Below are 17,481 nucleotides of genomic sequence, written 5' to 3'. Positions count from 1 at the left end.
TTGGATATGATTCGGTCCCCGCGGCGCGCCGATCGGTCGGAGCGCCGACAATATCCGGTGCGGCGGCGCGCGGGTGACCCCTGTCGATGGACGCCTACAGCTCGGAGGGGACGTCGATGTCGCCGGCGATGATGTTCTCGCGTGCGGTCGCGACCTCCTCGGTGACCTCGTCGGGGATCTCGGAGCCGAGCTGGTCGCCGTAGACGAGCGCGACGCCGTCGTTGCCGAGCCCGAGGGCGACGTTCGAGCCGCCGGGGAAATCCTCGTCGACGGTCGCCTCGATCGCGTTGTAGACCGCGGTGTCGACGCGCTTGACCATGCTGCCGAGGATGACGTCGGCGTAGTCCGGGCGCGTGACCGACTGGTCGCGGTCGACGCCGATCGCGAACTTCCCCTGCTCCTGGGCGGCCTGGAAGACGCCGGTACCGGTGTTACCCGCGGCGTGGTAGACGATGTCCGCGCCGCTGTTGTACATCGAGGTGGCCGCCTCGCGGCCCGCGGCCGGGTCGTTGAAGCTGCCCGTGTAGTTGACGCTGACGTCGACGTCGTCGTTGCCCGCCGAGACGCCCGCCTCGAAGCCGGCCTGGAACTTCTGGATCAGGTCCGACTCGACGCCGCCGACGAACCCGAGGTTCGTCGAGTCGCCCTGGGTGGAACCGGCGCCGGCCGAGAACGAGCGCGTCGTGAGTAGGCTCGCCATCAGCCCCGCGAGGTACGACCCCTCGTGCTCCCGGAAGGTGTAGCTCGCGACGTTGTCCGCGTCGACGACCGAGTCGACGATCATGAAGTCCTGGTCGGGGTACGACGACGCGGTGTCGGCGAGCGAGTCCGCCTGGAGGAACCCGATACAGCACACCAGGTCGTAGTCCGGGTCGCTGGAGTTCGCGAACTGCTGCTGGAAGGTGCTGAACTGCGCCACCTCGTCGGGCTGGGCCTCGCGGAAGGAGATTCCCAGCTCCTCCTCGGCCTCGATCGCGCCCTGCTGGGCCTGGTCGTTGAACGACCCGTCGCCGAGGCCGCCGGTCGCGTACACCATCCCGATGTTCGCCGCCGGACCGCTCCCGCCGTCGGAGCCGTCGGACCCATCGGAGCCGTCCGAACCGTCAGACCCGTCCGAGCCGTCGGATCCGTCCGAACCGTCGGACCCGTCCGAGCCGTCCGAACTTTCGTCGTCGCTCGGACCGCCGCTACATCCGGCGAGGCCGATCAGGCCCGCCGCGCTTGCCGCCTTGATGAACCGCCGCCGTTCGAAGTCGGATGCCATCTCACTACTGATCCCGTCGGAACGGGGCATAAATTCGTCGTTCCCCTGCCGCGGCTGTCACACGTTCGTGCGGACGTTCGAAGCGAACCCGGCGGAAACGACCCCGGTATCGACGGGTTCGATCCACGAACCCGAATCTCTCACGGTCGTAAACGGCCCGCCGTCACCGGGACTCGATCGGGAGCGCTCCCGGCCACGGGAGGGCTCAGGCCGCCGCGACCGCGTCCTCGACGACGCCCTCGACCTCGGCGACCAGCGCGTCGACCTCGTCGCTCTCGGCGTACACCCGGACGTACGGCTCCGTCCCGGAGGGGCGGACCAGCGTCCACGAGGCGTCGTCGAACTCCAGCCGGACCCCGTGGTCGGTGTCGACCGCGGCCTCGGGGAACGCCTCCGGCAGCGCCGTCTCTAAGCGGTCCATCACGTCGCCCTTCGCGTCGTCGGAACACGAGACGCTCACCTTCCGGTACGGGCGCTCCGTGATCGGCGCTCGGAGCGCGTCGAGCCCCTCGTCGGCGACGAGGCGGGCGATCACCGCCGCGGAGGTGACGCCGTCGATCCACCCGCCGAAGGCGACGTGGATGTGCTTCCACGGCTCGGCCGCGAAGACGACGCGCGTGTCGACGCCGACCTCTCCGGCGGCCCCCGCCTCGCCGACCGCGCCCGCCTCGCCGACCGCGCCGGCAGTGCTCGCCTCCTCCCGTACGGCTGCGATCCCCTCGTGGAGGGCGCCGAGGCGCACGCGCTCGACCCGGCCGCCGGCCTCGCGGACGCGCTCGTCGATGCGCCCCGAGGCGTTCGGCGTCGTCACGACGACGGGGTCCGCCGCGTCGCTCGCGCGGGTGTACCGTTCCGCGAGGAGCGCGAGGACCGTGTCCTCGTGGACGACCTCGCCGTCCGCGTCGACGATCACGATCCGGTCTGCGTCGCCGTCGTGACCGATCCCGAAGGCGAACCCTTCGGTCTCCCCCGATCCGCCGCCCTCGCCGGACTCGCCGGGCGTCGGTCTCCCCGGGTTCTCGAGGCCCTCGTTGGCGTCGGCGACGAAGGCCCGCAGATCGGCCAGCGTCTCGGGGGTCGGCTTGCTCCCGCGGCCGGGGAAGTGCCCGTCGACGTTGCCGTTGAGCGTGACCACGTCGGCGCCCAGCTCACGGAGGACGGCCGGCGTCGCGGGCGCGCTCATCCCGTTGCCGCAGTCGACCGCGACGCGGAGCCCGTCGAGGGGCGCGCCGAACCCCGCGGCGTACTCGCGCACGGCGTCGAGGTAGTCCCCGAGCGGGTCGGTCCGGACCGCCTCGGTCCAGTCGCCCCACGGGGCGACCGCCGCCTCGTCGGCGACCCGCGCCTCGACGGCGCGCTCCGCGTCGCGGTCGAACTCGACGCCGTCGCGGAACAGCTTGATCCCGTTGTCTGTCGGCGGGTTGTGCGACGCGGTGAGCATCACGCCGTAGCGGCCGCGCGAGGCGTACGCGAGCGCCGGCGTCGGGAGTCGCCCGGCGCGGCGCACGTCGACGCCGCCCGCCGACAGCCCGGCCTCCATCGCCGCGGCGAGCGCCGGGCCGGTAACTCGCCCGTCTCGGGCGAGCACGACCGTCGACTCGGGGGTCGACCCCGCGGACGACCCCTCGGCTCGGCTGCGTATCTCGGCGGCCACGGCTCGCCCGACGGCGAGCGCGAGCGCCGGCGTGACACAGTCCTCAACGCCGCCGCGTATGCCTGCGGTTCCGAACAGGTCCATGTCGACCCCGTCGGCGCCCGGGAGTTAGTAGGCGTCGGTTGCGGGGGCGAGGTCGGCCCGCCGGGGGTCGACCCGCCGCGAGTGGGCCGCCGGCGGACCGTTTAACACGCCGGCGGGCGCACCACCGACCGATGACCGACCGCGTTCGCGCGCACGTCTTCGTCTCTGGCAGGGTTCAGGGCGTCTACTACCGGGCGACCACCCGCGACACGGCCCGCGAGAAGGGCGTCGACGGCTGGGTTCGGAACTTGGAGGACGGCCGAGTCGAAGCCGTCTTCGAGGGGCCGGAGGGCGACGTCCGCGACATGGTCGCGTGGTGCGAGACGGGGAGCCGGGCCGCCGAGGTCGACGACGTGGACGCCGAGTACGGCGAGCCGGAGGGGATCGAGGGATTCGAGGTCAGGTGGTGACGCGGCCCGCTCAGTCGTCGTCCGCGGCCGCCGCGGCGCCGGCGGCGTCGGCGCCGGACCGCTCGCGCACCCCGAGCTCCTCCAGCGCGCGCAACACGACGACGGCCTCGACCACGTCGCGCTCCTCGGTATAAGGGTCGTCGACCGCGTCGAGGGTCGCCTCGGCCTCGCGCGACAGCCGGGCCTCCAGCTCGGTCTGGTCGGTCTCCGCCTTCGTCGCCGACAGCAGCGCCTCGTGGTCCTCGCGGAGGTCGAGCGAGACGTGCGCGGCGTTACACCGCGAGAGCGGGTGCGTACCCATCTCGATCGCGAGGTCGCTCACGAGGTCCCAGTCGTCGGCGCAGAAGCGGAGCGTCACCGTGCCGACCACGTCGCGCCAAGCTATCGGCTCCCCGTTCTCCATGAGGCGGAGCGCCCGCGGCGGTACCGCGATCCGGGTGTGCGTGTCGTCGCGCCCGCAGAGGCAACAGGGGGTGCTCTTCAGTCCGGCGTACACGCAGATCCGTACGCGCCGCAGAAGGGTGTGCGTTTCGCCGTCCGGTGCGCTCGGACGCCTCGATTACTCGATCTCTCGACTACGCCTCGCACTCTGCGAGCCACTCGTGAGCCCACGAGTCGATCTCCTCGAAGACGGGCGCGAGCGACTCGCCCTTGTCGGTCAGGCTGTAGTACGTCGCCACGGGCGAGTCCTCCTCTATCCGCCGGTCGACGAAGCCGGTCTCCTGGAGGTCGTCGAGCACGCGCGAGAGGGTCCGCGCGTTCGCGTCGGTCTCGCGCTTGAGTTCGTTGAACCGGGACTCGCCGTTCAACAGCTCGTGGAGGACGACGAGCCGCCACTGCGATCCGATCTGCTCGATCGAGTCGATGACGGGGCACGGGGTCTCGGGCGCCGTCGCCTCCGTCGTCGCGTCGGGACTCGATTCCGTCGTCTCCGCCGCCTCAGCCGACTCCGCCGTCGAGAGATCCTCTGATGACATCGGTGTTACCTACTAACCCAATTGTCCGGGAATCGATAAATAGGTTACGTCGGTATAGCAGGTTACACGATGTTAGCTGAATTCGCGACGATACCGCTTCAGTTCGACGCCCCGCTCTCGGGCGAACTCTTCCTGCTCGGCCGGATCCTGTTCGGCGCGACGCTCGCTTTCATGGGGCTCAACCACTTCATGGACCTCGAAACGATGGCCGGATACGCCGAGTTCAAGGGCCTCCCGGCGCCGACGTTCTCGGTCATCGCCTCCGGCGCCGTGCTCGTGCTCGGCGGCGTCGCCGTGGTCGCCGGCGCGTTCCCGGTCGTCGCGGCCGGCGCGCTCGCCTTCTTCCTCCTCGTCTCCGCCGTGACGATGCACGACTTCTGGTCGATGGACGACCCCGAGGAGAAGCAGAACGAGATGACGAGCTTCCTGAAGAACGTCTACGGCGCCGGCGCGGCGCTCGCGCTGCTCGCCGTCGGCGGCACCGCGTGGCCGTACGCGGTCGGCGTCGGCCTGTTCTGAGCCGCGGGCGGACCCGACCCCGACGACGCGTCGACTCGCGACCACCGCGCACACGCTGTACGCTACTACTGCACACGCGCAGCGCGGTTGCCCCGGACGCCTTTTCGAAACGCCGCTCGGCGACCCCGTCGAGCCGTCGGGCCGGCCGACACCGCCGCCAGTACGACTAACTGTGCTCCCGCCGACTGTTCGCCCAGACATGACCGACGCGCCGCCGACGACCGGGCTCCACCACGTCACGAACATCTGCACCGACATCGAGGAGACAACCGCGTTCTACGAGGACGTACTGGGCTGGCACACGGTGAAGCGGACCCAGAACTACGACGACCCCGGGACGCCGCACTACTACTACTCGCCGACGCCCGAAGGGGAACCGGGGACCAACGTCACCTACTTCGAGTACCCCGACTCGCAGGGGGCGCCCGGCCCGGGCGCCAGTCACCACTTCGCGTTCGGCGTCGAAGACGTGGAGGCGCTCCGCGAGTGGCAGGACCACCTCGAAACGCACGGCGTCGAGGTCTCAGAGGAGAAGGACCGCACCTACTTCAAGAGCATCTACTTCACCGACCCCGACGGGCTCGTCTTCGAGCTGGCGACGCGGGGGCCGGGATTCACCCGCGACGAGGACGAGCCCGGCAGCGAGGTCATCGACCCGTTCGAAGCGGGGTACGAGAACTGAGACCCCCAGTCGCCGCCCGGCTCACTCGCCCTCCACGAGCGCCGCGAACCGGTCGAGCGCGCGCCGGCAGACGGGCACGTACGGCGCCGCGACGAGCGGGACCTCGATCACCGCCCGACACCGGTCCGGGTCCCCGGAGTACCGCTCGACGCGGTGGCCCGTGGCGGGTATCCCGGCGACCTCCCAGTCCCACCGAAGGCGCGTCGCCGACGATACCCTGAACGGGACCCACGCGCCGGCGACTCGAACCCGACCGGTCGTCCCGGTCTCGACGTACCGGTCCGAGCTCTCGACGCCGCCGACGGACGGGCTCCAGTCGGGCCAGCGCCGCGTGTCGCGGAGCGCCGTCGCCGTGGCCTCCGGCGGCGCGGCGACGTCGCGACCGACGGCGAGCGTCGCGCCCTCCCGGACCACCGACCCGCCGTCGCCGCGGTCGACGTTCCCGGGCGCGTCGCGATTTCCGGACACGTCGATTCCTCCGGGGTCCGTCCACCTCATCGCTGCGGCCGCCCGAAAGGATCGAAACGTTCGGTCGCTTCTGCGCCGCAGAACCCACTGCTTTCAGAGGTACGTCCAGAGGTCCGACCGCTGACATCGTGCGGATATTAATACCTAATATGCTATCAGGACTCATTATCTCTTTCCACGAAGGGTTAATACGGGGTTCCGGACTATCGCAGGTCAATATGGCAAGCGATCGCGACACCATGAAAGACGTCTCGCACACAGCACCGAACGACACGTCCGCCGACGGCGTCTGGGAGCGAGGACGGGGAGCCGTCGAGGAAGAGGAAGAAGAGGAGTAACGCCGACCGCCGTTTCTCGCCGGACGTACCGGCGTCGATCAGCCCTCGACCGAAGAGCCGCGCGGCCGTGTCGCTTTCCCCATTTTTGCCGTCCTCGCCGCTTCCCCGTGTTCGCTGTCTCCGTCGCCCTCCTCCCGGACCGTTCTCGCGGTTGATACCCGCGGGCGTGGGTTTAACCCGGCCGACGGCGGAGCCGTGCGCATGATCGAGGTGTCGGGCCTGCGGAAGACCTACGGCGACTTCGCGGCCGTCGTGGACAGCGACTTCGCCGTCGACGACGGCGAGGTGTTCGGGATCGTCGGCCCGAACGGGGCCGGCAAGACGACGACGCTCAAGGTGGTCGCCGGCCTCGTCGAGCCGACCGACGGCGACGTGACCGTCGCCGGGTTCGACGCCGCGGACCCCGAGATGCGCCGGCACCTCGGGTTCCTCCCCGAAGAGTCGCCGCTGTACGAGGAGATGACCGCGCTGTCGTACCTCCGCTTCTTCGCCGACCTCTACGACGTGCCCGGCGAGGTCGCCGACGAGCGGATCGGCGCCGCGCTCGACCGCCTCGAACTCGACCACCGCGAGCGCCGCCTCGGCGACGTCTCGAAGGGCATGAAACGGAAGGTCGCCATCGCCCGCTCGCTGGTCAACGACCCGGACGTGCTGGTGTACGACGAGCCGGCCTCCGGGCTCGACCCCGTGACGACGAACTCGGTGCTGGCGTTCACCCGCGAGCTCCGCGAGACGGGCAAGACGGTCGTCTTCTCGGCGCACAACCTCTACCACGTCGAGTCGGTCTGCGACCGCGTGGTGGTGATGAACGAGGGGCGGATCGTCGCCCGCGGGAGCGTCGACGGGATCCGCGAGCGACACGGCGAGACGACCTACCGCGTGTTCACCGACGCGGAGCCGGCCGCGACGCCCGCGCTCGACGACCTCGACGCGGCGACCGAGGAGGTCGGGGACCGGTACCGGACGGCGGTCCCGAGCATGGACGCCGTCGCGGCCGTCCGCGAGGCCGTCGCCGACGTCGGCGGCGAGGTCGTCGACATCCGGAGCCGCGAGCCGAGCCTAGAGGACGTGTTCCTCGACATCGTCGGCCGGCCGATGCCCGGGCGGTACACCGTGGGCGGCGGTGCGGACGGACGGAGCGACGGCGACGACGGCAGCTCGGACAGGGGGACCGACAGCGACCGCGACTCCGACGAGACGAGCGACGACGACGCGAACGCGTCGGAGGGCGGTGAGGAGACGACCCCCGCGACGGCGACGGAGGCGACCGAGTGACCGACCGGCTGCGCCGCGTCGGCCGACGGCTCGCCGTCGCCGGCCGCCGCGTCTTCCGCGTGGCCAGGTGGGAGTCCGCCCGCGCCTCGGGCGGCGTGGACCGCCGGACGCTCGCGGCCGGGGTCGCTCTGCTCCTCGTCGCCGGCGGCGTCGTGGGGGTCGGCGTGGCCACCGGCGTCGCCGGCCTCGACGTCGACCAAAACGTGTACCGCGTCGGGGTCGACGCCGAGTCGCCGTACGCGGAGGCGATCGAGGAAGCCCCCTCGTTGCGCCCGGTGCCAGCCGGGACCGCGTCGCTCGGCGACTCCGCCGACGCGGTCGTGGTGACCGTGGTGCGACCCGGAGCGGGCGACGACCGCGCGATCGACGGCGCGGACGTCGAGGAGGTGGTCGTCCGCGCGAGCGACACGCGGAAGGGAGAGGCGGCGGCCGCGTCGGTCCGCGAGGCCGTCGAGTCGCACAACGAACGGCTGATGCGCGCCGAGCCGAACCGCACGGCCGCCTTCCCGGTCGTCGTCACGCTTCGGTACGTCGGCCGGACGACCGGCTTCGACGACGGCGCGACCCTCGGCGGGGGCGACGGGGGGTCTGGCGGCGCAGGCGACGGTGGCGGCGGGTCGGGCGGAGGATCAGACGGCAGTGGCAGCGGGTCGGACGGCGGTTCCGGCGACGGCGCGACCCTCGGCGGGGGCGACGGGGAGTCTGGCGGCGGCGCAGGCGACGGTGGCGGCGAGTCGGGCGGCGGGTCAGATGACGGTGACGGGCCGGACGGCGGCGCAGGCGACGGCGGCGACGGCTCGGACGACGCGGGCTCCGTCGCGGACGGAAGCGCGTCCGGCGAGGACGGCGGCTTCGCTGTCCCCTCCATCGGCGGCGCGGCGTTCGGCGCGGACACGGTCGGCTCGCCCGGGTCGATCACGCCGCCGTTCCCGTTCACCTCGCTGCTCTTGGCGTTCGTCTTCCTCGTGCCGATGAACTTCCTGATCCAGGCGTACGGCTCGTCGATCCTCGACGAACGGACGAACCGGCGGGGAGAGCCGCTGCTCGTCACGCCGCTGTCACCGGCCGAGATCGTCGCCGGTAAGACGCTGCCGTACGCGGCGGCCGCCGCGGTCGTCACGACCCTCATCGCCCTCCTCGTCGGCGGCGGGCCGCTCTCCGTGGTCGCGGTGGCGCCGGTCGCGGCGACGTTCCTCGGGGCCACCTTCGTCGGCGCGATGTTCGCGCGCTCGTTCAAGGAGCTCACCTTCGTCACGGTGGGGGTGAGCGTCCTCCTGACCACCTACGCGTTCGTCCCGGCCATCTTCACGAACGTGACGCCCGTCGCGCTCGTCTCGCCGCTGACGCTCGTCGTCTTCGACCTCCAGGGCGAGGCCGTCTCGGCCGGCGAGGTCCTCTTCTCGACCGCGCCGATGGCGGTCGGCGCCGCCCTCCTCTTCGGCCTCGGCCTCGGCGTCTACCGCGAGGAGGACATGTTCTCGCAGAAGCCGGTGACGCGGAAGTTCCTCGACGCGCTCGCGGTCCGGCTCTCACCGGTGCCGGCGGACGCCGGCCTCCTCACGCGAGACCGGCTCCGCGCGCTCGCCCGCGTCGCGTTCCTCACCGCCTGTACGATCCCGTTCGTGTTCGTCGCGGAGCTCCTGGCCGTCGCGGTGCTGTTCGCGCTGCCGGTCACCGTGTCGATCCCGGTGCTGCTCGTGACCATCGCGTTCATCGAGGAGGTCGCGAAGAGCGTGGGCCTCTACGCCGGCTTCGAGCGCGGCGTCTTCGCCCGAACCGCCGAAACCGACGGGGAAGGGGCCCTCGGCGTCGCGCTCGCGGTCGGCGCCGCCTCGGGGACCGGCTTCTTCCTCGCGGAGAAGGCCACCGCGGTCGTCCAGGCGGTCGGGCTCACCGACCTCTTCCTCGGCCGCGCCGCCTTCGCGGACGTGGCCGGCCTCTCCGGGCTGCCGCCGCTCGCGCTGGCGGCGCTGTTCCTCGCGCCGCTCGTCCTCCACGTCGCGACCACCGGGGTCGCGAGCCTCGGCGCGAGCCGGGGCCGGACCGCCTACGCGCTGGCGCTGACGCTGGCGACGCTCGGCCACGCCGCGTACAACGTCGGGGTGGTGAGCCTTGGATAGCCGCCTGACGATCGCCGGGCGGGAGATAGCCGGGCTGCGCGCCGAGAAGACGATCCTACTGGCGATCGGGATCCAGCTGTTCATCGCGATGTTCTCGTCGTTCCTCGTCGTCGGGCTCGTCTCGATGTACGACCCGGGCTCGCTCGACGGGGCGCAGATCGAAGTCGCGGGCGCCGGCGACGCGGTCGACGACTTGGAGCGCGCCGCGAGCGAGGTGCCGGGCGCCACGGTCACGCCGTACGAGGACGCGAGCGCCGCCCGGAGCGCCTTCGAGCGGAACGCGGCCGACGCGGTGGTGGTCGCGACCCGCACGGAGGACGGGCGGGTGTCGGCCGCCGTCACCGCTCCCGACACCACCGTGGAGACGACGGTGATCGTGGTACAGCTGCGCGAGCTGTTGCGGACCTACGAGCTGAACGAGCGGGACGCCCGCGCCTCGTACCTTCAGGAGTCGCCGCTGCCGCTGCCCGACCGCAGCGACACCAGCCCGTACTTCACGTTCACCTACACGGTGTTGATCCCCCTCCTCGTCTTCCTCCCGGTGTTCATCTCGGGGTCGCTCGTGGTCGACTCGATCACGGAGGAGCTGGATCGGGGGACGATGGAGCTGCTCCGGGTCGCGCCGGTCACGCTCGCGGAGATCGTCGACGGGAAGGCGATCGCGGCGATCGGGATCGCGCCCGGCCAGGCGCTGATATGGCTCCTGCTGTTGGAGGCGAACGGCACGTCGGTCGCGAACGTCGGCCCGATCTTGGCGCTGATGACCGCGCTGACGACGCTCGTCGTCTCGGTTGCGGTCGGCATCGCGGCGGTCGCGCCCGACCGGCGGGCGGCCCAGCTGCTCTACTCGGTCGCCGTCCTCGTGCTGTTCGGCGGCGCGACGGCGATGGCCGGCGGCCCCGCGAACGCGGTGGCGCGGCTCGCCATCGACAGCGCGGGCGCGGCGACGGGCGTCCTGGTGATCGCGTACGCCGCCATCGCCGGGGCCGCGTACCTCGGCGTCCGGCGCGTCGTCGCCGTCGAAGGGTTCGGTCGCTGAGCGATTCGGTTCACAGCGAACGCCTCTCTGAGCCATCGTTCCCGTTCCTACCGACCGAACCCGTCACCGAGCCCCTTCGCGGTCGGGAGCCGCCAGCCGCGGGCGACGGCGACGAGCCGGAGCCCGACCGTCACCGCCGCGCAGGCCGCGGCCGCGACCCCCGAGGGGCCGCCGAGGACGCCGACCAGCCAGTAGGCGATCCCGCCGAGCACGGCGCAGCTCGCGTAGAAGTCCTCGAAGAGGATGAACGGGGACCGGTCGAGGAGGATGTCGGCGAGCGCGCCGCCGCCGACGGCGTTGATCGTGGCGACGGCCACGACGCCGAACGCGGACACGCCGGCGTCCGTCGCGACGATGGCGCCGGTCGTGGCGAAGGCGGCGAGGCCCACGGCGTCGGCGACGAGCGTCACCGGGTGCTCGTCCGGGCTGGCGAGCCACGCGCTCAGCCCGACCGCGAGCGCGACGCCGAGCAGTCCGAGGAGTATCTCGACCGGCGAGCGCAGCGCCAGCGGGACGCGCGCGACGAGGAGGTCGCGGGTGACGCCGCCCGCGAACGCCATCGCGAGCCCCACCACCGCGACGCCGAAGAGGTCGAACTCCTCGCGGACCGCCTTGCTCGCCCCGACGAGGGCGAACGCGACGAGGCCGACCGTGTTCATGACCGCGAACGGGTCGCCGAAGAGGGTCGCGAGGACGCCCCCGGTCATCCGCCGAACGCCCCGAGGCTGGACTGGAGCTCGCGCTCCGGCACCGCGTCGGTCAGCTCGTACCCCACGAGGTCGCGCGCGTCGACCGCGTACGTCGAGCCGCCGCGGTCGAGCACCAGCACGCGCCCCTTCCAGCCGCGGACGGTCCCAGCGGCCATCGTCTCGGCGACGGGGCGCTCGTCGAGGTCGAGCCCGTAGTCGAACGCGAACCGCTCGATCGGGTCGAACCGGTCGAGGAGCGCCTCCCAGGCGGCCTCGTCGACCGCCCGCCCGAACCCGTCGAGCTTCGTCGGGACGCGGACCCGGTCGACGAGGTCGTCGCCGGCGGCCAGCTCGGCCTCCACCTCGCGGGCGATCCGGCCGTTCGGGAGGGTGCGGATATGGGCCGCGCGGTCGGCGCCCTGCTCGCGGAGGCGAGTCCCGAGGCGCCACTCGCGGGTGACGCCGACCTTCAGCACGTCCGGCGCGAACGCGGCGAGGTACATCGCGTGCGACTCGTGGCAGTCCATCTCGTCTTTCAGGCACGTGCCGGTACACCGCGCGCACACCCAGACCCCCGAGTGCTCGTCGCAGTACGGGGCGTCCGCCGCGTCGCAGGCCACGTGGTCGCCCTCGTGGACCGTCCCCGCGCAGCGGCGCTCGCCGAGGCCGAAGGCGAGCTCGGTCCCGGGGCTCGCGTCCACGAAGTCGACGGTCCCGCCGCTCGCGACGTAGAGCCCGCCGCCGATCGGTCCGCTCGCCGCGGCGGTCGAATCCGCGTCCCCGTCGGACTCCGGCGGGCCGCTCGCGGCGTCCGTCTCGTAGCCGACGACCTGCACGCCGCGAGGTAGGGAGAGGCGGGGCTTATAGCCGTCGTCGGCCGGTCCGCTCGCCGCCTTCCGAGGGTCCCGGGACGCGGCCGCCGAGGTATTTTACCCGCGGACGTCGCAGACGCCCCCATGCTCGACGCGACGCTCGCGACGGCGGCGACCGACGACGGGTTGACCCTCTCGCTGCGGATCGAGAACGCGGGGTCGACGCCGGTCACGCTCGACTTCCGGACCGGGCAGCGCGCGGAGTTCACCGCGTACCCGGCGGCCGAGGTCGATTCCGACGCTGACGGGGAGGACGCCGACCCGGTCTGGCGCTACGGCGCGAACCGGATGTTCACGCAGGCGCTCGGGAGCGAGACCGTCGCGCCCGGCGAAGCGGTCGGCTACGAGGCGACGTGGCGGCGGCCGCCCTCGGGCACCTACCGGATCGTCGGCGAGGCGGCGGCGACGGGCCGCGACGTGCGCGCGGCGGCGGTCGTCACCGTGCCGTGACCGCGCCCGCTCCGACCGGACTGTATAAATGAGGCCCGCGCGCTCCCCCGGACATGCGCACGGCAGCCCTCCCCCCGGTCGTCGCCGCGGTCGTCGCGGTCGCGATCAGCGGGATCAGGCGCCTCTCGCCGATCCTCCTCGAATCGCCGGTCGCGCTCCCGTCGGCCGAGACGCTCTCGACGTACCTCGTGAGCGCCCGGTTCACGGCGTTCCTGCTGGTGTACGGAGTGCTGTTCGGGACCGCCCTCCTCGCCGGACTGCGCGACGGCGACGCGTCCGCCACGTCGACCGCGCTGGCGACGGGCGCGAGCGCGACCGTCGCCTTCCTGCTCGGGTCGGTCGCCGTCTTCTGGTACCTCGGTCCGGACCGCGGCCCCATCGTCACCGCGGTGTTCGCGCTCGGCGCGAGCCTCGGCGTCGGGATCCAGTTCGCGGTCGTCGCGTACGCCGGGGTCGCGCTCGGGGCGCAGCGCGGCGCGGGGCCGAGCCCGATCGTCCCCTGATCGCGTCCGGCGGGGCGCTCGCGCGGTTACGACGCGTCCGACTCCGGCCCGTGGACCGCGCGGTCGACCGCGGCCGCCAACGCCTCCCGGGCGCGGTGGCTGGCCTCGGCGTCGGTCTCGACCTCGACGAGGTGTGACCCCGGCGCCTCGTGGGCCCGGGCGACGGCGTCCGTCACGTCCTCCGCGACCGCCGCCGCGCGCTCCGCGGGGTCGTCGCCGCGGTCGGCGAGCGCGTCCGGGCGGGCGTCGATCCGCTCGTATCCGAGGCCGTGGAGCGCCGCGAGCGGCTCGAAGTCGAGCCCGTGCGGCGTCTTGAACGACTCGGTGAACGGCGGGTCGAACGACTCGATCGGGAGCTTGTGGAAGATGCCGCCGCCGTCGTTGTTGACCGCGACGACCGTGACGTCGACGTCGCAGCGGTCGACCGCGAGCAGCCCGTTCGAGTCGTGGTACAGCGCGAGGTCGCCGACGACGAGCGTGAGGTCGTCCGTCGTCCCGCTGCCCGCGCCGAGCGCGCTGGAGACGATGCCGTCGATGCCCGAGACGCCGCGGTTACCGAGCGCGGTGACGTTCGCGGTCGTCGCGCCGACGAACCGGTCGAGGTCGCGGACGGGCATCGAGTTCGAGACGAACAGCGTCGCCGGGTCGGGCAGCGCCTCTGCGACCGCGCGGACGGCGTCGCCCTCGTGGAACGCCGCGTCGGTCGCGTCGGTCGCGGCCGAATCCCCGCTCGCTTCTTCCTCACGGGCGTGGATCGCCTGCGCGACGCGGTCTGCCTCCTCCCACTGCGCGCGCCAGCCGCCGTCTCCGCCCCCGCCCGCGACGAGCCGCGAGAGGCGGGCGCAGAGCCGGCTCGGCTCGGCGACGACGAGGTTGGTCGCGGCGAACTCGGCCTCGCGCCAGCCGCAGGCGGGATCGACCTGGTACTGGGCGGCGTCGGTCCCGGCGAGGTACTTCCGGAGCCGCTTCGAGGTCGGCGAGGCGCCGAGTCGGAGCACGAGGTCGGGGTCGCTCCACCCCTCCGGTCCGTCGCCGGCGAGGTCGGCCGAGAGGTAGGCGTCGTAGTTACCGATCACCGGCGCGACGCGCGTGTGGCCGCCGTACCGGAGCCCCGAGAGCGGGTCGGCCAGCACGGGGAAGCCGGTCGCGTGCGCGAGCGCCGTGACCGCTTCCGGGTCGATCCCCGGCGGGTCGGCGGGCCCGGCGACGATCAGCCCGCGGTCCGCGTCGCCCAGCTCGGCCGTGAGCGCGCGCAGCTCGTCGTCGCCGGGCTCCGGCGCGCCGGGCGTCACGTCGACGTAGGGGCCGTCGCGGCCGCGTTCGGCGGCCTCCGGGAGGTCGTTCGGCACGTCGTCCGGGACCGGCGTCGGCTCCAGCGGCTTCTTGAACGGCACGTTGAGGTGGACCGGTCCCGGCTCGGCGCCCTCGGCGGCCCCGACCGCGCGCGCCACGGTGGTCCGGAGCGACCGGAGCGCCCGGTCGTTCGCGGCCGGCTCGGGGAGGTCCTTGTAGAACCGGACGGCGTTGCCGTACAGCTTCTCCTGGTCCGCGGTCTGGTTCGCGCCGGAGTCGCGCAGCTCCGGCGGCCGGTCGGCGGTGAGCGCGAGGAGCGGGACGCGCGCCTCGCTCGCCTCCATCACGGCCGGGTGGTAGTTGGCGGCGGCGGTGCCCGAGGTACAGATCAGCGGCGTCACGCGGCCGGTCCGTCGGGCGCGGCCGAGCGCGAAGTACGCGGCGGAGCGCTCGTCGAGCTGTGAGAACACGCGGAGCTCCTCGTGGCCCGCGGCGGCGACGGTCAGCGGCGTCGAGCGGCTGCCCGGCGAGGCGACGACGGCGTCGACGCCCGCGGCGACGAGCTCGTCGACGAGCGCGGTCGCCCACAGGACGTTCCGGTTCGGCGCGGTCATTACCGCCGCTTCGGGCGCCGACGTAAATACTCCGGCGGGTTCGACCGAGCGGCGGGGGCGTGCGGGGTCGACGGCGGGGTCACTCCGACTCCCGCCCGGTCACCTTCCGGATACACGAGGAGCCGAACGGCCCGAGTTCGCCGGCGTCGAGCTCGACGAAGTGGCCCGTCGAAATCGAGGCGCCGCACCGCCGACACTCGAAGTCGCCTTCGCGAGCGACGACCTGGCTGTCGTACTCGACGTAGGTCCCGCCCGTGCGGACGCGGAGCCGGGCGCCCTCGCGGTCGATGACGCCGCGCTTCTCGGCCGCGTCGAGGATGTCGCGGGTGAGCGCCGGGCTGGTCGTTATCGTCTCGATCCGGTCGACCGCGGCGGCGAGGTCGAGCTCCTCGCGTTCGAGGTGGGCCAGCAGCTCGACGCCGAGCTCCAGCTTCTCGTCGCGGGTCGGCGGCTCCGTCACGACCGGCGAGACGGCGCGGTCGCTCTTAAGTCGGCGGGATGGGCGCCCGGCCCGCGCCCCGAGCGGTCGGCGGTCGCGTCCGCGCGCCCCCAACGATCGTCCGCCAACCCTCGCAGACCGGCAGATTCACGTCGAGCGGACGACACCTCCGACCGTGGCCCGTTCCCGCGACCGCTCCCGCCGCCGTCCCGCCTACCGGCGGCGCCCGAACGAGTTCTACTGGCTGTGGATCGCGGCGACCGCGACGTACGGCGTCGGCGACATCGTCTCCACCGTCGCCTTCCTCCGATACGTGCCGACGATCGAAGAGGCGAACCCCGTGGTGCGGTTCGCGCTGGAGTCGTTCGGGCTCTCCGGGCTCGTCGCGCTGAAGATCGCCGTCTACCTCGTGATGCTCTGGATCAGCGTCGAGGGCGCGCGAGACGGGGACGGCCTGCTGTACTACTTCCCGCCGGTGTTGCTCACGGCGACGGGGACGTACCTCACCGCGAGCAACCTGCGGCTGCTGTGGCTCTCCTGACCTCGCCGCCGGGCCTCGCGGTCGCCCCGACCGACACGGACTTTCCCGCGCGGCGCCGATCCGGCGCATGCTCTCTGACACCCCCGGGCTCCACCACGCCACGGGGGTCGTCGGCGACCCCGGTGCCGCAGCCGACTTCTACGGCGAGACGCTCGGCCTCCGCCTGCTCCGCCGGACGGTGAACTGCGAGGACCGCCTCCAGTACCACCTCTACTTATGCGACGCGACCGGCTCGCCGAGCTCCGCCTTCACGGTCTTCCCCGACCCGAACGCCGACCCCGGGCGGATCGGGAAGCCCGGCTACGAGACCGTCGCCTTCGCGGTACCGCCGGACTCGCTCGGCTACTGGCGCGACCGGCTCGCCGACCGCGGCGTCGAGGCGGCGACGGGGCACGCGACGGAGCTCTATCTCCCCTCGCGGTTCGCGGAGGACCGCGAGGTGATCGAGTCGCAGCTGCCGCGGTTCGACGACCCCGAGTCGGGGACCGCGGAGGAATGAGCCGGCGGATTCGCGGCGTCGACGGGCCGCACGCGGCCGCGACGCTCGTGACCGGCGGCGCGCCCGTCGCGGCCGCCGAGGTCGCGGTCGTGCTGGTCCACGGCCGCGGCGGCACCGCCGAGGGGCTCGTCAGGCTCGCGGACGAGTTCTACCGCTCGGGCGCGACCCTCCTCGCGCCCGGCGCGGTCCGGTCGACGTGGTTCCCGGCGCCGCACGAGGCCGCGCTGTCGGCCAACGAGCCCGCACTAACTTCGGCGGTCGACTGCGTCGCGGCCGCGGCCGACATCTCGCGCGACGCCGGCGTCCCGCCTGAACGCGTCGTCCTCGCCGGGGTCTCGCAGGGCGGCGCGGTCGTCGCCGAGTTCCTGCGCCGCCGACCTGACCGGTACGGGGGTGCGTTCGTCGTCTCGGCCGCCCTGCCGGGCGACGACCTCGACTCGCGGGCGCTCGAAGCGACCGAGGGCGCCGAGGGCGGCGGCACCGGTGACGACGGGGACGACGGCGGCGGACCGCTCGCCGGGACCCCCGTCGCGCTCGACAGCAGCGAGGACGACCCGTACGTGCCCGCCGAGCGCGTCCGAGCGACCGCGCACGTCTTCGAGCGGGCCGGCGCGGCGGTCGAGTGCCGCATCGGCCCGGGTGACGGCCACGGGCTCTCGGACGCGACGATGGACCGGATCGGCGAGCGGATCGCGGGACTGCTCGACGAGGACTGAGGCGTCGCACCGTCGAACCGCCCGGCGCGACCCGG

The 17,481-nt window shown here is 72.9% G+C and carries 20 protein-coding genes; 11 read left to right on the top strand and 9 right to left on the bottom strand.

The genetic code is table 11. The features are described from left to right. Positions 1–94: 94 nt before the first annotated feature. Positions 95–1,264, bottom strand: coding sequence for a BMP family protein (locus tag DVK06_RS03760; protein WP_121599346.1), 1,170 nt, complete (start codon positions 1,262–1,264; stop codon positions 95–97). Between the two features lie 205 nt (positions 1,265–1,469). Next, a complete protein-coding gene (locus DVK06_RS03755; RefSeq protein ID WP_121599345.1) occupies positions 1,470–3,002 on the bottom strand; it encodes a phosphomannomutase in 1,533 nt (510 codons plus the stop codon). Between the two features lie 131 nt (positions 3,003–3,133). Here DVK06_RS03755 and DVK06_RS03750 point away from each other — a divergent pair, with 131 nt between their 5' ends. Continuing rightward, positions 3,134–3,412, top strand: a complete 279-nt coding sequence (locus DVK06_RS03750) for an acylphosphatase (RefSeq protein ID WP_121599344.1) — start codon at positions 3,134–3,136, stop codon at positions 3,410–3,412. A gap of 10 nt (positions 3,413–3,422) precedes the next feature. Here the strand turns inward: DVK06_RS03750 and DVK06_RS03745 are convergent, their stop codons facing one another. After that, a complete protein-coding gene (locus tag DVK06_RS03745; RefSeq protein ID WP_121599343.1) occupies positions 3,423–3,908 on the bottom strand; it encodes a hypothetical protein in 486 nt (161 codons plus the stop codon). A gap of 79 nt (positions 3,909–3,987) precedes the next feature. Next, on the bottom strand, positions 3,988–4,389 hold the full coding sequence (locus DVK06_RS03740; protein ID WP_121599342.1) for a helix-turn-helix domain-containing protein: 402 nt from the start codon (positions 4,387–4,389) through the stop codon (positions 3,988–3,990). A 69-nt stretch (positions 4,390–4,458) separates the two neighbouring features. Between DVK06_RS03740 and DVK06_RS03735 the strand changes: the two genes are divergently transcribed. After that, a complete protein-coding gene (locus DVK06_RS03735; protein ID WP_053771160.1) occupies positions 4,459–4,908 on the top strand; it encodes a DoxX family protein in 450 nt (149 codons plus the stop codon). Positions 4,909–5,107: 199 nt separating this feature from the next. Continuing rightward, complete coding sequence (locus DVK06_RS03730) at positions 5,108–5,590, top strand: VOC family protein (RefSeq protein ID WP_121599341.1); 483 nt, start codon at positions 5,108–5,110, stop codon at positions 5,588–5,590. Between the two features lie 21 nt (positions 5,591–5,611). Here the strand turns inward: DVK06_RS03730 and DVK06_RS03725 are convergent, their stop codons facing one another. Beyond that, positions 5,612–6,058 (bottom strand): SRPBCC family protein, encoded by a 447-nt coding sequence (locus DVK06_RS03725; protein ID WP_121599600.1) that lies wholly within the window; start codon positions 6,056–6,058, stop codon positions 5,612–5,614. A gap of 539 nt (positions 6,059–6,597) precedes the next feature. On the opposite strand from DVK06_RS03725, the gene DVK06_RS03720 reads away from it, so the two are divergent. Genes DVK06_RS03720 through DVK06_RS03710 form a run of 3 tightly spaced genes read left to right on the top strand, consistent with a single transcriptional unit; the run spans position 6,598 to position 10,830 of the window. Continuing rightward, positions 6,598–7,671 carry an ABC transporter ATP-binding protein gene (locus tag DVK06_RS03720; protein WP_121599340.1) on the top strand — a complete coding sequence of 358 codons (1,074 nt, stop codon included), beginning with the start codon at positions 6,598–6,600 and terminating at the stop codon, positions 7,669–7,671. Continuing rightward, positions 7,668–9,791, top strand: coding sequence for an ABC transporter permease (locus DVK06_RS03715; protein ID WP_121599339.1), 2,124 nt, complete (start codon positions 7,668–7,670; stop codon positions 9,789–9,791). Before DVK06_RS03720 ends, DVK06_RS03715 begins: the two co-directional genes overlap by 4 nt. Beyond that, positions 9,784–10,830 (top strand): ABC transporter permease, encoded by a 1,047-nt coding sequence (locus DVK06_RS03710; protein ID WP_121599338.1) that lies wholly within the window; start codon positions 9,784–9,786, stop codon positions 10,828–10,830. Before DVK06_RS03715 ends, DVK06_RS03710 begins: the two co-directional genes overlap by 8 nt. 47 nt (positions 10,831–10,877) lie before the next feature. On the opposite strand, the gene DVK06_RS03705 is transcribed toward DVK06_RS03710, so the two are convergent. Together DVK06_RS03705 and DVK06_RS03700 are read right to left on the bottom strand one after the other, a co-directional pair. Continuing rightward, the gene (locus DVK06_RS03705) at positions 10,878–11,537 is read right to left on the bottom strand and encodes a trimeric intracellular cation channel family protein (RefSeq protein ID WP_053771154.1); all 660 of its coding nucleotides are present in this window, start codon (positions 11,535–11,537) and stop codon (positions 10,878–10,880) included. Further along, positions 11,534–12,355: a DUF2797 domain-containing protein gene (locus tag DVK06_RS03700; protein WP_199718570.1), complete on the bottom strand. Its 822-nt coding sequence runs from the start codon at positions 12,353–12,355 to the stop codon at positions 11,534–11,536. Before DVK06_RS03700 ends, DVK06_RS03705 begins: the two co-directional genes overlap by 4 nt. 120 nt (positions 12,356–12,475) lie before the next feature. Between DVK06_RS03700 and DVK06_RS03695 the strand changes: the two genes are divergently transcribed. Both DVK06_RS03695 and DVK06_RS03690 read left to right on the top strand, forming a co-directional pair. Beyond that, positions 12,476–12,841, top strand: a complete 366-nt coding sequence (locus DVK06_RS03695) for a BsuPI-related putative proteinase inhibitor (protein ID WP_121599337.1) — start codon at positions 12,476–12,478, stop codon at positions 12,839–12,841. Between the two features lie 53 nt (positions 12,842–12,894). Next, on the top strand, positions 12,895–13,344 hold the full coding sequence (locus DVK06_RS03690) for a hypothetical protein (protein ID WP_121599336.1): 450 nt from the start codon (positions 12,895–12,897) through the stop codon (positions 13,342–13,344). Between the two features lie 26 nt (positions 13,345–13,370). On the opposite strand, the gene menD is transcribed toward DVK06_RS03690, so the two are convergent. Both menD and DVK06_RS03680 read right to left on the bottom strand, forming a co-directional pair. Beyond that, entirely contained in the window at positions 13,371–15,251 is a 1,881-nt protein-coding gene (gene menD, locus DVK06_RS03685; RefSeq protein ID WP_121599335.1) for a 2-succinyl-5-enolpyruvyl-6-hydroxy-3-cyclohexene-1-carboxylic-acid synthase, read from the bottom strand. Between the two features lie 79 nt (positions 15,252–15,330). After that, on the bottom strand, positions 15,331–15,711 hold the full coding sequence (locus DVK06_RS03680) for a DUF5830 family protein (RefSeq protein WP_121599334.1): 381 nt from the start codon (positions 15,709–15,711) through the stop codon (positions 15,331–15,333). 154 nt (positions 15,712–15,865) lie between these two features. Between DVK06_RS03680 and DVK06_RS03675 the strand changes: the two genes are divergently transcribed. From DVK06_RS03675 to DVK06_RS03665, 3 genes are all read left to right on the top strand, one after another. Next, the gene (locus DVK06_RS03675; protein ID WP_121599333.1) at positions 15,866–16,231 is read left to right on the top strand and encodes a hypothetical protein; all 366 of its coding nucleotides are present in this window, start codon (positions 15,866–15,868) and stop codon (positions 16,229–16,231) included. A 67-nt stretch (positions 16,232–16,298) separates the two neighbouring features. Next, the gene (locus DVK06_RS03670) at positions 16,299–16,730 is read left to right on the top strand and encodes a VOC family protein (protein ID WP_394345486.1); all 432 of its coding nucleotides are present in this window, start codon (positions 16,299–16,301) and stop codon (positions 16,728–16,730) included. After that, positions 16,727–17,446: an alpha/beta hydrolase gene (locus DVK06_RS03665; RefSeq protein ID WP_121599598.1), complete on the top strand. Its 720-nt coding sequence runs from the start codon at positions 16,727–16,729 to the stop codon at positions 17,444–17,446. Before DVK06_RS03670 ends, DVK06_RS03665 begins: the two co-directional genes overlap by 4 nt. Positions 17,447–17,481: the final 35 nt, after the last annotated feature.

This window comes from Halorubrum sp. Atlit-28R (genome assembly GCF_003665955.1).
In the GTDB taxonomy this organism is placed as follows: Archaea; Halobacteriota; Halobacteria; order Halobacteriales; family Haloferacaceae; genus Halorubrum; species Halorubrum tropicale.
This window is presented reverse-complemented; position numbering and strand designations above follow the sequence as displayed.

What these genes read in the sequence shown, in the direction of transcription:
- DVK06_RS03760 (WP_121599346.1), bottom strand. Translation starts at nt 1,264, where the DNA reads ATGGCATCCGACTTCGAACGGCGGCGGTTCATCAAGGCGGCAAGCGCG.
- DVK06_RS03755 (WP_121599345.1), bottom strand. Translation starts at nt 3,002, where the DNA reads ATGGACCTGTTCGGAACCGCAGGCATACGCGGCGGCGTTGAGGACTGT.
- DVK06_RS03750 (WP_121599344.1), top strand. Translation starts at nt 3,134, where the DNA reads ATGACCGACCGCGTTCGCGCGCACGTCTTCGTCTCTGGCAGGGTTCAG.
- DVK06_RS03740 (WP_121599342.1), bottom strand. Translation starts at nt 4,389, where the DNA reads ATGTCATCAGAGGATCTCTCGACGGCGGAGTCGGCTGAGGCGGCGGAG.
- DVK06_RS03735 (WP_053771160.1), top strand. Translation starts at nt 4,459, where the DNA reads ATGTTAGCTGAATTCGCGACGATACCGCTTCAGTTCGACGCCCCGCTC.
- DVK06_RS03730 (WP_121599341.1), top strand. Translation starts at nt 5,108, where the DNA reads ATGACCGACGCGCCGCCGACGACCGGGCTCCACCACGTCACGAACATC.
- DVK06_RS03720 (WP_121599340.1), top strand. Translation starts at nt 6,598, where the DNA reads ATGATCGAGGTGTCGGGCCTGCGGAAGACCTACGGCGACTTCGCGGCC.
- DVK06_RS03705 (WP_053771154.1), bottom strand. Translation starts at nt 11,537, where the DNA reads ATGACCGGGGGCGTCCTCGCGACCCTCTTCGGCGACCCGTTCGCGGTC.
- DVK06_RS03695 (WP_121599337.1), top strand. Translation starts at nt 12,476, where the DNA reads ATGCTCGACGCGACGCTCGCGACGGCGGCGACCGACGACGGGTTGACC.
- DVK06_RS03690 (WP_121599336.1), top strand. Translation starts at nt 12,895, where the DNA reads ATGCGCACGGCAGCCCTCCCCCCGGTCGTCGCCGCGGTCGTCGCGGTC.
- menD (WP_121599335.1), bottom strand. Translation starts at nt 15,251, where the DNA reads ATGACCGCGCCGAACCGGAACGTCCTGTGGGCGACCGCGCTCGTCGAC.
- DVK06_RS03670 (WP_394345486.1), top strand. Translation starts at nt 16,299, where the DNA reads ATGCTCTCTGACACCCCCGGGCTCCACCACGCCACGGGGGTCGTCGGC.
- DVK06_RS03665 (WP_121599598.1), top strand. Translation starts at nt 16,727, where the DNA reads ATGAGCCGGCGGATTCGCGGCGTCGACGGGCCGCACGCGGCCGCGACG.